Below are 13577 nucleotides of genomic sequence, written 5' to 3'. Positions count from 1 at the left end.
GAAGGAAGTTCGAGGTCGGCGGCATCAAGCCGGACCGCGGCCGACGCCACCTTCACCCGCGAGCGGATCCATGGCGGCCGGCGCCGGTGCCCCTTTGCCGTACGACCGACCCCGTCCGCCCCTTGACCACTTCCAACTGCGCGTGAATGCGGCGGCGAAGGTCTGCCACGTGGCTGACGATGCCCACGCTTCGGTCCCGCTCGCGCAGGGAGTCCAGGACGTCGAGGACCTCGTCGAGCGTCTGCTCGTCCAGGCTGCCGAACCCTTCGTCGATGAAAAGGGTGTCCAGCCGCAACCCTCCGGCCTCGTCGGTGACCACGTCCGCAAGACCCAGGGCCAACGCCAGTGAGACGAAGAAGGTTTCACCGCCCGACAAACTCGCGGTATCACGCTCCCGGCCCGTCCAGGCGTCCACCACGTGCAGCCCCAGGCCCGAGCGGCCCCGCCCACCGACTCGGGCGTCGGAGTGCACCAAGGTGTAGCGCCCTGCGGACATGCGTCCCAACCGGACTGTCGCCGCCGCCGCGACCTGTTCGAGACGGGCCGCCAGCACGTAGGACTCCAGTCGCATCCTGCGTTCGTTGTCCGTTGAAGTGCCGGCGGTCAGCGCCGCAAGGCGGGCCACCCGCTCGTACTGTGCCCGCAGCGGCCCGAGTTCGCGCAGCGTCTCCTCGGCCCGCGCGGACAGGTGGTCGAGTTGGTCGCAACGCTCGCGGGCTGCGTCGGCGGAGGAGGACGCAGCCCGCAGTTGTTGGTCCGCCCACTGCACCGACGCCTCGGCGGCAGCGGGGCGGGCCGGTGGTCGTTCGGCGGCGGCAGCGGTCCCGGGCTCGGCGAGTCGGTCTGCCACCGCCGCACATTCCGCGTTCCACTCGTCGAGACGCGCTTGCAGCGCCCGGAACGCCTCCTGCGGAAGCACAGCCGCCGCGGCGGCTGCCGGCGTGTCGAATCCGGCCTCGAAGGCCGCGTGCGCCAGGCCGTCGTCCGCTGCCTTCAACCTCAGCGCCGTTGCCTCAGCGGCGCCGGCCGCGCGTGCGGCCTCACCGACCCGGACCGCCCGCGCCGCGAGGGCCGTTGCCCGCGCGCCCACGCTGGGCGCGTCTGCGCGCAGCGTGGCGAGCACGGCCTCAAGCGCGGCGAGTTCGCGGTCGAGCTGTTCGCGACGGGCCATCCGGGCGGCGCCGTGTTGTTCGGCCTGGTGTCGTTCGGTGACGCGGCGCTGGTGTTCTCGTTCCGCACGGGCCAGATCCGCACGAGCCGGGGCAAGGTCGGATGCAGTCGCGGCGCAGACGTCCCGGTCATCGGTGAGTTCCTCGACGAGCCTTTGGAGCGCTTCGGCGGACCCGTCGCCGGCTTCGTCCCGGGCTGACTGGTGGGCGGTGCTCAGGGCGGTGTGCTTGTTCTCCGCCTCCACCCGGGCGTTCTGCGAGCGCTCGTACGCCGCGCGGGCCGCTTCCTCGGCCGCCCGGTCCACATGGCTCGCGCCGGGGCGTGCCGGAGCCGGGTGCTCCAGCGATCCGCAGACCGCGCAGGGTGTGCCGTCACTGAGGGAGACCGCCAGTTCGGCAGCGATGCCCAGCAGCCTGGCTTCTTTGAGCTCCAGCCAGTGTTCTCGGGCCGCGGCGGCGCTCTCCCGGGCGGCCAGGAGGCCAATGGTCGCGGTCGAGACCTGCGCGTCGAGGTGATCACGGCGGCGTGCGGCTGCCAGCTGGCGCTGGGCGGGCTCCAGGCGTGCGGCGAGCCGCTCGGTGCGGCCGGCGGCCTCTTCTGCTGCCGACGCCCTGTCCAGGAGGGCGTTGTGGGTGTCCTCCCAAGCGTTCAACCAGGCCGAACCCTCAGCGAGCAGTTCCTCGGCTTGTCGGGCCTCTCGTTCCAGGGTTCGGCGTTCCTCGGTGATCTCGGCGCTGCGCAGCTCGTCTCGGCGCGCAGCCTGAAGTGCGCCCAGTTCCTGCCGCAGTCGCTGCTCGTACTGGGCGAGTTGCTCCGCGCCCGCCTCGGCGAGGTCGGCGTCCAGCGTGGCCGCGCATCTGGCGTACGCGTCGGTGGCCGCGCGCCACTCGCGTTCCGCGGCCTGGTGCAACGCCAGCGCAGGCGCCACCCGGTCGGCTTGGCGGGCTCGCTCAAGACGCCGTCGAACCTGCTTCAACTCCTCTTCTTGTTCGTTGAGTTGGCTCTGGCGCCTACTGGCTTCGGCATGCCGGCGCTGGAGCCGCTCCAGCTCGCGCTCCTGGTCGAGGGCCGCCACCGCCACGGCGTGCCGGCGCCGCGCCGCGCCGAGTGCGTGGGCGGTGACGGTGTGGCGTTCACGGGCACCACACCGGGCGATCGCCGCCCAGGAGCGGACCTCCCCGGCCAGCCCCGGCTCGGCGGGGGCCAGCTCCGGAGGGGCCATCTCCACGACGTCACCGGCGGCTTGGGCCATCCGCTGGACGATGGCCAGGACGCACTCGTCGCCCGCGCGGACCCTGGACTCCGCAGCCCTGCGCTGCTCGGCCAGTCGGGTTTCGACCGCCGCGAATCGGCTGGTGTCAAACAGACGGCCGAGGAGCCGGCCGCGGTCTGCCGCATCGGCCCGCAGGAACCGCTGGAACTCTCCCTGTGGCAGCAGCACCACCTGGCAGAACTGCTCCTTGTTCATTCCGATGAGTTGCGAGATCTCCTCACCGATTTCCTGGTGGGAGCGGCTGAGCGCCGTCCAGCCGGTGGCGGCGGTGTGCTCGCGCAGCCAGCTCTGCGCCTTCTCCCTGGTGGTTCCCTTACCGCGCTTCTTCGGGCGCGCCTGCTCGGGACGGCGGGTGATCTCCAGCCGCCGGCCACCCACCGTCAGGTCGAGGAGGACCTCCGTGAGCGTGTCGGCAGTGGCGTGGTCGCTGCGCAGGTTCGCAGCCGGCGCCTGTCGGGCGCCGGGAACGGTGCCGTACAAGGCGTAGCAGACAGCGTCGAGCACGGAGGTCTTCCCCGCGCCGGTGGGTCCGTGCAGCAGGTAGAGGCCGGCGGCGCTGAGGCTGTCGAAGTCGATCTCCTCGGTGCCGCCGAAGGGGCCGAAAGCGGTCACGGTGAGCCGGTGGAGCCTCATCGGGCCACCTCGTTCACGGTGGCTTCGACACGGACCTCGTCGAAGGCCCGATGCAGTACCGAGCGCTCGTCGGGGTCGAGAGCTCCGCCCCGCACGTGGGCGACGAAATCCTCGGTGATCTGCTGGTCGCTGCGTCCCGCCAAACGCTGGGCGTAGGAGGCCGGGGTGGTCTCCGCCCGCTCCTCGGGGGCGAAGGCGAGGGCCAGCGTGTGGGGGAACCGCGCGCCGAGGCGGGCCATCGGCTCGGACGGACGGACCGGGTCGGTGAGGGTGGCCTCGATCCAGGAATCCTCGTGCCGGGTGAGGGCCGGGTCGCTCAGCAGGTCGGGGAGTCTGCCGCGGATCCTGGCGATCGGGCGGGGCACCGGGGCGTAGAGGCGTTCGGCGGTGAGTTCACCGGCCGGGCCGAGCTCGACGAGCCACATGGACTTGCGGTGGTCGGCCTCGGAGAAGGAGTAGGCGATCGGCGAGCCGGAGTAACGCACCCGTTCGGTGATCCGCTGAGAGCCGTGCAGATGCCCGAGGGCCACGTAGTCGACGCCGTCGAAGACGGCAGCGGGTACGGCGGCCACGCCCCCGACGGTGATGTCGCGCTCGCTGTCGCTGGGGGCACCTCCGTGGACGAAGGCATGCGCGAGGACGATGCTGCGGGTGCCATCGGCCCGTTCGGCGAGGTCGGCGCGCACCCGGTCCATGGCGGCCCCCAGCACCGCCTCGTGTCCGGTGCGCTCCACCGCGAACTCGTCCCTGACCAGCGCCGGCTCCAGGTACGGCAAACCGTAGAGGGCCACCTGCGCATGCGCGTCGCGCAGCACGACGGGGCGGTGACAGTCTGCCGGGTCGGTCCGCAGGTGGATGCCGGCGCGGTCGATGAGACCGGAGCCGACCCCCAGTCGGCGGGGAGAATCGTGGTTGCCGGAGATCATGACGGTGGGCACGCCGAGGTCGGCGAGGCGGTGCAGGGTGCGGTCGAAGAGTTCCACTGCGGCAAGGGGAGGTACTGCACGGTCATAGACGTCACCGGCGACGAGCACCGCGTCCACCTGGTGGGTGCGGGCGGCTTCGACGAGATGGTCGATGAAGGCGGCCTGGGCCTCCAGGAGGTTCACCCGGTGAAAGGACCGGCCGAGGTGCCAGTCCGAGGTGTGCAAGAACCTCACGCGGCGGTCCCGCAGATCGCCAGGCCCATCACTACGCCCCTCCCTCACCCGGTGTTCCAGCCGCACCCGGGTGCACGCCTGCCGCCCGTCTGCGCAGCCTCCACGCTAACCCGGACGCAGGTGTGGTCGCGCCCATATCTGCGATCACCGAGGCAGGGCTCTCTCGTATGCTCAGCCGCATGAGCGCCGACCCCGAGGCCGACGGGCCCGTACGCATCCACCGAACCGGCATATCAGGCTGGATCACGCTCAACCGCCCGCGGTCGATCAACGCCCTCACGCACGCGATGGTGCGCCGGATCGACATGGCGCTCACCGAGTGGGAGGACCGGGACCAGGTAGTGGCGGTGGTCCTGGATGGCGCCGGGGAGCGCGGGCTGTGCGCGGGTGGGGACATCAGGGCGATTCGCGAGTCCAGCCTCCTGGACGGCGCCGCGGCTCGTGACTTCTGGCGGGACGAGTACCGCCTCAACGCCCGGATCGCCTCCTACCGCAAGCCGTGGGTCGCCCTGATGGACGGCATCGTGATGGGCGGCGGCGTCGGCCTGTCCGGGCACGGCTCCGTGCGCGTGGTGACGGAGCGCTCGCAGGTGGCGATGCCCGAGGTGGCCATCGGTTTCGTGCCGGACGTGGGCGGCACGTATCTACTCAGCCGAGCGCCCGGCGAGTTGGGCACGCACCTGGCGTTGACGGCGCGATCCATGTCCGCGGGGGACGCCCTGTGGTGCGGGTTCGCCGACCATTTCGTCCCGACGGCGGTGCTACCGGACTTCCGGGCGGCACTTGCCGAGTCGGAGCCGGCCGGGGCGCTGCTCGCCTTCGCTGCGGAGCCGCCGGCGGCCGGCTTGGCGGAACACCGCGAGTGGATCGACGCCTGCTACGCCGCCGACTCGGTGCCGGAGATCGTCGACCGGTTGTACTCATGCGGGGAACCCCAGGCGAAGGAGGCCGCGGAGCGGATCCTCACCCATTCCCCGACGGCGGTCTCGGTGACCTTGAGGGCGCTGCGGCGGGCCCGGGACGCCCGGTCGCTTCCAGAGGTGTTGGATCAGGACTTCCGGGTGTCCTCGGCCGCCCTGAGCGGCCCGGACCTCGCCGAGGGCGTGCGCGCGCAGGTGGTTGACAAGGACCGGTCTCCGCGCTGGTCACCAGCGACGTTGCAGGAAGTCTCGGAAGCCGATGTGGAGCGGTACTTCGCTCAGGTGCGTCAGCCCCTTTCGCTGACGCCCACCAGTCGGTGACGGGAACTGGCAGGGAGCGGGCTCAGCCCTCCCCGTACGCCTCGCCCCCGAGTTCCAGCTCGGCGGAGCCGGCGGTGGCGTCTGCGAGCCAGGTGCGGAAGGCGTCGACGTCGGCTGCCGGCAGGCCGATGTCGATGGCGACGGACACCTCCCCGTACCGGACGCCGCGGACGGACCGCCCGGTGGCACGCAGGTCGTTTTGGACCTTGCCGGCCCGCTGGTGGTCAACGGTGACGGTGGCGAGTCGGTAGCGGTGCCGGGTGAGGGTGCCGACCGTGTCGAGCGCCTCACCGACCACACCCCCGTACGCTCGGATCAGCCCTCCGGCGCCGAGTTTGACCCCGCCGTAGTAGCGGGTGACCACGGCCACGGTGTAGCGCAGTTCGCGACGCAACAGCATCTGGAGCATCGGTACCCCGGCCGTGCCGCCCGGCTCACCGTCGTCGCTGGCCTTCTGGACTTCGGCGCCGGCCCCGATGACGTAGGCGAAACAGTTGTGCGTGGCGGTGGGGTGTTCCTTGCGGACGGCGGCGATGAAGTCCTGCGCCTCCTGCTCGGTGGCGGCGGGGGCGAGCGCGCACAGGAAGCGCGAGCGGTTGATCTCGGACTCGTGCACGCCCTTGCGGGCGACCGTCGTGTACTGGTCTGCCTTCACCCGCCCACCCTACGGCCCGGGGAATCCCCGCCGGTCCTCGGCCGTTGCCAGGGTGTGCCCGCCGGTTCGGCGGGTCCCGGCGGACTTGAGGGGTGCCAGGTGCAAGAAGACCCGCGGACGATCCAGAAGATCCTCACTGAGCTCGGCGACACCTGGGCGGTGGTGGGTCTTTCCTCGAACTCGAACCGCGCGGCGTATTCGGTGGCGCGGGTCCTTCAGCGCTACGGCAAACGCATCGTGCCCGTCCACCCGAAGGCCGAGACCGTGCACGGCGAGCCGGGGTACGCCTCGCTTTCGGAGATCCCTTTCAAGGTTGACGTGGTCGACGTCTTCGTCAACAGCGCGTTGGCCGGCCAAGTGGCCGACGAGGCGGTGTCCGTGGGCGCGAAGGCCGTCTGGTTCCAGCTCGGGGTGCGGGACGAGGACGCGTTGGCCCGGACCCGGGCGGCGGGGCTGGACATGGTGATGGACCGTTGTCCGGCGATCGAGATCCCCGCGCTCGCTTGAGCCCTCTCGCTTGAGCGTCTCGGGTGTGGGTCGCCTCAGGTCGGCGGCGGAACGGAGACCGCCATGGTCAGCTCGACCGGGTCGGCTCCGTCGTTTCGGTAGGAGTGCGGCAGATGCGCCTCGAAGGCCGCCGAGGTGCCGGCGGGGACGAGGTGTTCGACGCTGTCCACGACCAGGGTGAGGGTGCCCGCCGTGACGTGCAGGAGCTCGGCCGTTCCCTCGGGGTGGGGATCTGATTCACTGCGGTCGCCGGGGGCCAGCAGCCAGGCCCACAGTTCCAGGGGGCCGGGCTTCGCGGCGTCCACGAGCAGCCGGGTGCTGCTGCCGGCGGGGGTTGACCACATGCGCACCGCCTGGTCTGCGGGGACCAACCGGACGTGGGGACCCTGTTCGTAGTCCAACAGGGCGGTGATGCTGACCCCGAGGGCATCGGCGATCTTCACGGTGGTGCCCACGCTGGGGTTGGTGCGCGCCTGCTCGATCTGAATGATCATGCCGCGGCTCACGCCGGAGCGGGCGGCCAACGCATCGAGGGTGAAGCCCCGTTCAGCGCGTAGGCGCTTCAGGTTCCGGGCGAGCGACTGGGTGAGCTGGTCGAGGTCCGACACATTCCGTCCAATATTTTAGATGCTTCGGTTCGCTTTACTGCACTACTGTCTGGTGTACTGAATCGTTCATCCCACAGTACTGCGAGGCTTCCATGACCGCCGTGTTCGCTCTGGCCACCGCCCTGCTCTGGGGCCTGGCCGACTTCGGCGGTGGCCTGCTCACCCGGCGGATGCCGGCGCTCACCGTGGTGGTGGCCTCGCAGGTCATCGCCGTACCCGTACTCGGCGCTCTCGTCCTGGCCACCGGGGCCTGGTCGGAGGCCGGCGACCAACTGTGGTTCGCCGTCGGCGCGGGCGTCGTCGGCCCGGTGGCCATGCTCTGTTTCTACAAGGCGCTCGCCCTCGGCCCCATGGGCGTGGTCTCACCGCTGGGCTCGCTGGGCGTGATCGTCCCCATCGGCGCCGGCCTGGCCCTCGGCGAACGCCCCGGACTCCTGCAGTTCGCCGGCATCGTCGTGGCGGTCATGGGCATCGTCCTGGCCGGCGGCCCCGAACTGCGCGGCGCTCCCGTGCAACGCAAGGCACTGACCCTCACCCTGGTAGCCGCCTTCGGGTTCGGCTCGGTCATGGCTCTAATCTCGGAGGCCTCGACCACCTTGAACGGCCTCTTCCTGGCCCTCTTCGTCCAACGGGTGACCAACGTCGCCGTCGGCGGAGCCGCCCTGTGGGCGTCGGTACGGCGGGGCCGGCCCGCGCTGCCCGAGGGCGCTGACGGGGTGCGGCTGCTGTGGACCGCAGCGCCCGCCCTGGCCTTCGTCGGACTCGCCGATGTGGCCGCGAACGGCACGTACTCGCTGGCGGCCCAGTCCGGTCCGGTCACCATGGCCGCGGTACTCGCCTCGCTCTACCCGCTGACCACGGCGATCGCCGCACGCACCGTCCTGGGTGAGCGACTGCGGGCGGTACAGGCGGCGGGCGCCGGCCTGGCCCTTGCAGGGACGGTTCTCCTGGCCGCCGGCTGACCGGGGCGCCGCCGGGCGCCTCAGGCCATGGAGCCGCCCTCCGGGACCGGCCGGGCCGAACCCTCGTGCTCGGCCAGGGCACGCAGTTGGGCGGGCGTGACCCCCTCCGGAATCGGCAGCGGCGCGGGAGTGCGCAGCGGGGGTTGCCAGCCGTGCTCCGCGTCCCAGCGACGCACCGGCCGCGCCGGCGCCCCGGCCACGACCGTGTGGTCGGGCACCTCGCCCCGGACGACCGCGCCTGCCGCCACCACTACGTTGCGGCCCAGCCGCGCCCCGGGCAGAATCACCGCGCCGGTGCCGAGCCAGCAGCCGGGGCCGATGTCCACCGGCGCGCTGCGCGGCCATTGGCGCCCGATGGGCTGGTGGGGATCGTCGTAGCTGTGGTTCGTGGAGGTGATGTACACCCCGGGCCCGCAGAAGACGTCGTCACCGATGGACACCCGAACATCGGCGATGACGTGGCTGCCGCGCCCGAGGACCACTCCGTTGCCGAGGACCAGCACCGGGTCCGAGCCGAGGTCCAGGTCGGGCATCATGCCCGCGGTCAAGGTGACCTGTTCGCCGATGATGCAGTGGTCGCCGAGGTGAATCCAGCGTTCGCCGAAGACAGTGCCCTGGGGGAAGGCCAAACGGGTGCCCTGGCCGATCCGGCCGAAGCGCAGCCGCCCCGGCGTCCGCGCCGTGACGGCCCCCGCGTCCTGCAACCACTGCCAGCCCCGGTGTACGGCGCGGGAGACGGCCCGTCGCCGCCAGGCCGTCAGGGATGAGAACGTGTTTCGGTTTCTCGGCACTCAGCCACGGTAGTCGTAGCCAGCACCCGGGGCGCGGCGGACAACCTGTGATCTTCGCCCCAGCGACCTACCCGGGCCGGCCGGTGGCATACGGTGCACTCGGCGCGGCACGCATACGAACGGAGTCACCGGTGAGCGACCAGGCACATATCGCAGCGGTTTCGGGTCACCACCCGAAACTGGACGACACCGCGTTCGCCGCCCCCACCTCGGTCATCGTCGGCGAGGTCACGCTCGCCGCGGGTGCGAGCGTGTGGTACCAGGCAGTGCTGCGCGGCGACTGCGGGCCGATCACACTGGGCGCGGACAGCAACGTCCAGGACAACTGCACGCTGCATGTGGACCCCGGCTTCCCGGTGACCATCGGGGAGCGCGTTTCCATCGGCCACAACGCGGTCGTGCACGGCTGCACGGTCGAGGACGACTGCCTGATCGGTATGGGCGCCACCGTCCTCAACGGGGCGGTGATCGGAGCCGGCTCGCTGGTGGCCGCCCAGGCCCTCGTGCCCCAAGGAATGCAGGTGCCGCCAGGTTCGCTGGTGGCCGGCGTACCGGCGAAGGTCCGGCGCGAACTCACCGCGCAGGAGCGAGAAGGCATCAAGCTCAACGCGGCCATGTACACGGAGCTGGCCATGCGGCATCAAGAGCCCGCCGAAGGCTCCGAGTCCCGTTGACGGAGCCGGGGAACAGCCGGGCGGGGCACGTCAGCTCTCGTTGAGTACCCGGGCGAGCCATCGGTAGTGCAGTTCGGGACGCCCCACTTGGCCGTACCGCGGACTTCGCTCGGCGCGGCCGGTGTCGACCAGGTGCTCCAGGTAGCGGCGGGCAGTGATCCTCGACAGGCCGGCCGCGGCGCCCACCCCGGTGGCCGTCAGCCCCTTGGGCGCGGCGGCCCGCAGGGCCGCGACAACCCGCCCCAGCGTGGGGGCGCTGAGCCCCTTGGGCAAGGTGGCGGGTCGGGGCGCGCGCAGGGCGGCGAGCGCCTGGTCCACCTCGTCCTGGCCACTGGCCTCGCCCGTCACGGACCGGAACTGCGCGTACCGCAGCAGTCGGTCACGTAGCGTGGTGAAGGCGAACGGCTTCAGCACGTACTGCACGACGCCCAGCGACACGCTCTCGCGCACCACCGCCAGATCACGGGCGGAAGTCACGACGATCACGTCCACCGCTCGTCCTTCGGCGCGCAGGCCACGGGCGAACCTCAGCCCGTGGCCGTCCGGCAGGTAGAGGTCCAGCAACAGGAGGTCCGCCTCGGTCCGGTCCAGCAGTCGCCGCGCCTCGGAGACGCAGTGGGCCTGGCCCACGACCTGGAATCCGGGCACCCGGTCCACGTAGAGCGCGTGCGCGGCGGCTGCCACCGGATCGTCCTCGACGACGAGCACCCGCACTCGCCGGCTCATCGCGGCCCCCGCGCCGAAGGCAGAGTGACCGTGAACTCGGCGCCGCCGCCCAATGGTTCACGGAACCGCACGGATCCGCCGTGGCGGTGCACCGTCTGCTGGACCAGCGCCAGGCCGAGCCCGCGCCCCGGCCCCTTGCCGGACCAGCCGCGCCTGAAGACCTCGGCGGCGGCGGGGATCCCCGGGCCGTTGTCAGCCACGCACAACTGGAGTTCGCCGTGCCCGGGCTCGCCCGTGTCGACGGTGACGGTGACTCGGGCACCGGGGCGCCCGGTGACGGCGTCCACCGCGTTGTCGATCAGATTGCCGAGGATCGTCACCAGGTCGCGGGTCAGCAGGGGGCCCGGTGGTTCGCCCCTGACGGCACGAACCCTGGTCTGTGGCGTCACCAACAGCGCCACCCCCCGTTCGTGCGCCTGTGCTGCCTTGCCCAACAGGAGGGCGGCCAGAACCGGCTCGTCCACGGCACCGACCACCTGATCGGTGAGCGCCTGCGCGAGCTGAAGCTCCTCGGTGGCGAAGTCCACCGCTTCTTCGGCCCGGCCCAGTTCGATCAGGGAGACCACGGTGTGGAGACGGTTCGCCGCCTCATGCGCCTGCGCGCGCAGGGCCCGGGTGAAGCCCCGCTCGTTGTCGAGCTCTCCGGTCAGCGCTTGGAGTTCGGTGTGGTCCCGCAGGGTGACCACGAATCCTCTCCGGTCTCCGCTTGAGACCGGCGAGCTGTTGAGCACCAGCACCCGCTCGGCCGTCACATGTACCTCGTCCACCCGGGGTTCGGCGGCCAGCAGGGCTCCCGTCAACGGCGCGGGCAGGTCCAGTTCGGCCACCCCACGCCCGACGATCCGGTCGGGGTCCACTTCGCGCAGCCCCAGCAGTTCCCTACCACCGTCGTTGATCAACAGCACCTTCCGCTGACCGTCCAACATCAACAGCCCTTCCCGTACTGCGTGCAAGGTCGCCTGGTGGTAGTCGTGCATCCGGCTGAGCTCGGCGGCGTTCATACCGTGGGTGTGCCGTCGCAAGCGGGTGTTGGCGACGTAGGTGCCCACACCCCCCATCGCCGTGGCAGCCGCCGCCATGGCGGCCAGCGCGGCCAGTCGGCCCGCGAGCCGATCGCTCACCGCGGCGACGGTGATGCCCGAGCTGACGAGCCCGGTGATCCGACCACCTTCACGGATGGGCGTGATGACACGGATCGAGGGCCCGAGGGTACCGGTGTAGGTCTCGCTGAAGGTGCGGCCGGCCAGTGCTGGTGCGGTGTTGCCCAGGTACCGCTCCCCTATCCGGTGGGGATCGGGATGCGTCCAGCGGCGCCCGGCCGGATCCATGATCGTGACGAAGTCCACGCCGGCGTGCACCCGGACCCGCTCCGCGTACGGCTGGAGGCTGCGGGAGGGCTGCGCCTGGCGCACGGCCTCCTTGACCGAGGGGGAATCGGCCACGGCCCGGGCCACGGCGCCGGCTTGCCGTCTGGCTGCCTCCCGGGCCTGGCCGCGGGCGATGACATAGCCGAAGACCGCGCACCCGGCGACCACGACGACGATCAGGAAGGCCTGCATCACGAAGAGCTGGCCGGCCAGGCTGCGCGGTCGCAAGAGGCTGAACATGGCGGTCAGTCTGCCCCCCGGACGGGAACGAAATGAACGCAAGGGTGACCGCCGTCATCACGAGATGGATATTCGAGCAGCACCTTGACCCCGCTCTCCAAAGGCAGGACCACCGTGACCGCTCAACGGGACAGAACCCACTACCTCTACCTCGCGGTGATCGCCGCCGTGGCACTCGGCATCGTCACGGGGTTCGCCGCGCCCGGTGTCGCCGTCGAACTCAAGCCGCTCGGAACCGGATTCGTCAACCTGATCAAGATGATGATCTCACCCATCATCTTCTGCACGATCGTGCTCGGTGTGGGGTCCGTCCGAAAGGCCGCCAAAGTCGGCGCGGTAGGCGGTCTCGCGCTCGGCTACTTCATGGTGATGTCCACCGTCGCTCTGGGCATCGGCCTGGTCGTGGGCAACCTCCTGGAACCGGGCAGCGGCCTGCACCTGACCGAGGCGGTACGCGACGCCGGTGAGGCGCAGGCAAGGAGCGGAGGATCCGAGTCGACCGTCGAGTTCCTCCTCGGCATCATCCCGACCACACTGGTGTCGGCCGTCACCGGCGGGAAAGTGCTCCAGACCCTGCTGGTGGCCCTGCTGTGCGGATTCGCGCTGCAGGCCATGGGAGCCGCGGGGGAGCCGATCCTGCGCGGCATCGGGCACCTACAGAAGCTGGTCTTCCGCGTCCTGGCGATGATCATGTGGGTGGCGCCGGTGGGTGCCTTCGGGGCGATCGCCGCCGTGGTGGGCGCCACCGGCATGGACGCGCTGAAGTCACTGGCCGTCATCATGGTCGGCTTCTACGCCACCTGCCTGCTCTTCGTCTTCGTGGTGTTGGGCACCCTGCTGCGACTGTGCGCCGGAATGAGCGTCTTCGCCCTGCTCAGGTACCTGGGGCGGGAGTTCCTGCTGATCTTGTCCACGTCCTCCTCGGAGTCTGCGCTGCCCCGCCTGATCGCGAAGATGGAGCACCTGGGTGTCTCCCGGCCCGTCGTCGGCATCACGGTGCCGACGGGCTACTCCTTCAATCTGGACGGCACGGCCATCTACCTGACCATGGCCTCCCTATTCGTCGCGGAGGCCATGGGCAGCCCGCTGGCGGTCACCGAACAGGTGTCTCTCCTGCTGTTCATGATCGTCGCTTCGAAGGGCGCTGCCGGGGTAACCGGCGCAGGCCTTGCCACGCTCGCCGGCGGCCTCCAGTCGCACCGCCCCGAACTCGTCGACGGCGTGGGGCTCATCGTCGGGATCGACCGCTTCATGAGCGAAGCCCGTGCCCTGACCAACTTCGCCGGCAACGCCGTGGCGACCGTACTGATGGGCACCTGGACCGGCGAGATCGACCGGGAGCGGGCCTCGCTGGTGCTCGCCGGCGAGATCCCCTTCGACGAGAGGACCCTGCTGGACGAAGACCTCCGGCCCGTTGCGCCCAGCGGCGGGGCCCTCACCACCGAAGTGGTGCCGGACGCCCGGGACTCCGGCGGCCGGGAACCGGCCTCCGTCTCCCGGACCCCCTGACGGAACGCGGCGCGGCATCCGGGTCAGGAGACGCAGGGCCCTCACCCCCTGGGGTCGCGGT

At 71.1% G+C, this 13577-nt stretch carries 12 protein-coding genes; 5 read left to right on the top strand and 7 right to left on the bottom strand.

From position 1 onward, the window contains the following. Positions 1-52 precede the first annotated feature (52 nt). Complete coding sequence (locus ACFYMC_RS20295) at positions 53-3076, bottom strand: AAA family ATPase (RefSeq protein ID WP_388527006.1); 3024 nt, start codon at positions 3074-3076, stop codon at positions 53-55. Continuing rightward, complete coding sequence (locus tag ACFYMC_RS20290; protein WP_388527003.1) at positions 3073-4236, bottom strand: exonuclease SbcCD subunit D; 1164 nt, start codon at positions 4234-4236, stop codon at positions 3073-3075. The genes ACFYMC_RS20295 and ACFYMC_RS20290 overlap by 4 nt, the downstream gene beginning before the upstream one ends. Positions 4237-4415: 179 nt before the next feature. Between ACFYMC_RS20290 and ACFYMC_RS20285 the strand changes: the two genes are divergently transcribed. Continuing rightward, positions 4416-5477, top strand: coding sequence for an enoyl-CoA hydratase/isomerase family protein (locus ACFYMC_RS20285; protein WP_388527001.1), 1062 nt, complete (start codon positions 4416-4418; stop codon positions 5475-5477). A 22-nt stretch (positions 5478-5499) separates the two neighbouring features. Here the strand turns inward: ACFYMC_RS20285 and ACFYMC_RS20280 are convergent, their stop codons facing one another. After that, positions 5500-6132: a YigZ family protein gene (locus ACFYMC_RS20280; RefSeq protein WP_388526998.1), complete on the bottom strand. Its 633-nt coding sequence runs from the start codon at positions 6130-6132 to the stop codon at positions 5500-5502. Between the two features lie 99 nt (positions 6133-6231). Here ACFYMC_RS20280 and ACFYMC_RS20275 point away from each other — a divergent pair, with 99 nt between their 5' ends. After that, on the top strand, positions 6232-6639 hold the full coding sequence (locus ACFYMC_RS20275; RefSeq protein WP_388526995.1) for a CoA-binding protein: 408 nt from the start codon (positions 6232-6234) through the stop codon (positions 6637-6639). 35 nt (positions 6640-6674) lie between these two features. On the opposite strand, the gene ACFYMC_RS20270 is transcribed toward ACFYMC_RS20275, so the two are convergent. Next, positions 6675-7247, bottom strand: a complete 573-nt coding sequence (locus ACFYMC_RS20270) for a helix-turn-helix domain-containing protein (RefSeq protein ID WP_388526992.1) — start codon at positions 7245-7247, stop codon at positions 6675-6677. A 92-nt stretch (positions 7248-7339) separates the two neighbouring features. On the opposite strand from ACFYMC_RS20270, the gene ACFYMC_RS20265 reads away from it, so the two are divergent. Continuing rightward, positions 7340-8209: an EamA family transporter gene (locus tag ACFYMC_RS20265; protein WP_388526989.1), complete on the top strand. Its 870-nt coding sequence runs from the start codon at positions 7340-7342 to the stop codon at positions 8207-8209. Between the two features lie 20 nt (positions 8210-8229). Here ACFYMC_RS20265 and ACFYMC_RS20260 read toward each other — a convergent pair whose 3' ends face one another. Next, entirely contained in the window at positions 8230-9000 is a 771-nt protein-coding gene (locus ACFYMC_RS20260; RefSeq protein ID WP_388526986.1) for an acyltransferase, read from the bottom strand. Positions 9001-9131: 131 nt separating this feature from the next. On the opposite strand from ACFYMC_RS20260, the gene ACFYMC_RS20255 reads away from it, so the two are divergent. After that, on the top strand, positions 9132-9674 hold the full coding sequence (locus ACFYMC_RS20255) for a gamma carbonic anhydrase family protein (protein ID WP_388526983.1): 543 nt from the start codon (positions 9132-9134) through the stop codon (positions 9672-9674). Between the two features lie 30 nt (positions 9675-9704). Here ACFYMC_RS20255 and ACFYMC_RS20250 read toward each other — a convergent pair whose 3' ends face one another. Together ACFYMC_RS20250 and ACFYMC_RS20245 are read right to left on the bottom strand one after the other, a co-directional pair. Then, positions 9705-10400: a response regulator gene (locus ACFYMC_RS20250; protein ID WP_388526980.1), complete on the bottom strand. Its 696-nt coding sequence runs from the start codon at positions 10398-10400 to the stop codon at positions 9705-9707. Then, the gene (locus ACFYMC_RS20245; protein WP_388526977.1) at positions 10397-12007 is read right to left on the bottom strand and encodes an ATP-binding protein; all 1611 of its coding nucleotides are present in this window, start codon (positions 12005-12007) and stop codon (positions 10397-10399) included. The genes ACFYMC_RS20250 and ACFYMC_RS20245 overlap by 4 nt, the downstream gene beginning before the upstream one ends. Positions 12008-12121: 114 nt before the next feature. Here ACFYMC_RS20245 and ACFYMC_RS20240 point away from each other — a divergent pair, with 114 nt between their 5' ends. Next, on the top strand, positions 12122-13516 hold the full coding sequence (locus ACFYMC_RS20240; RefSeq protein ID WP_388526974.1) for a cation:dicarboxylate symporter family transporter: 1395 nt from the start codon (positions 12122-12124) through the stop codon (positions 13514-13516). The last annotated feature ends 61 nt before the right edge of the window (positions 13517-13577 follow it).

The sequence above is a fragment of the Streptomyces sp. NPDC006879 genome (assembly GCF_042869595.1).
GTDB lineage: Bacteria > Actinomycetota > Actinomycetes > Streptomycetales > Streptomycetaceae > Streptomyces.
The sequence above is the reverse complement of the archived record's forward strand: the minus strand, read 5'-3'. Positions and strand labels throughout refer to the sequence as shown.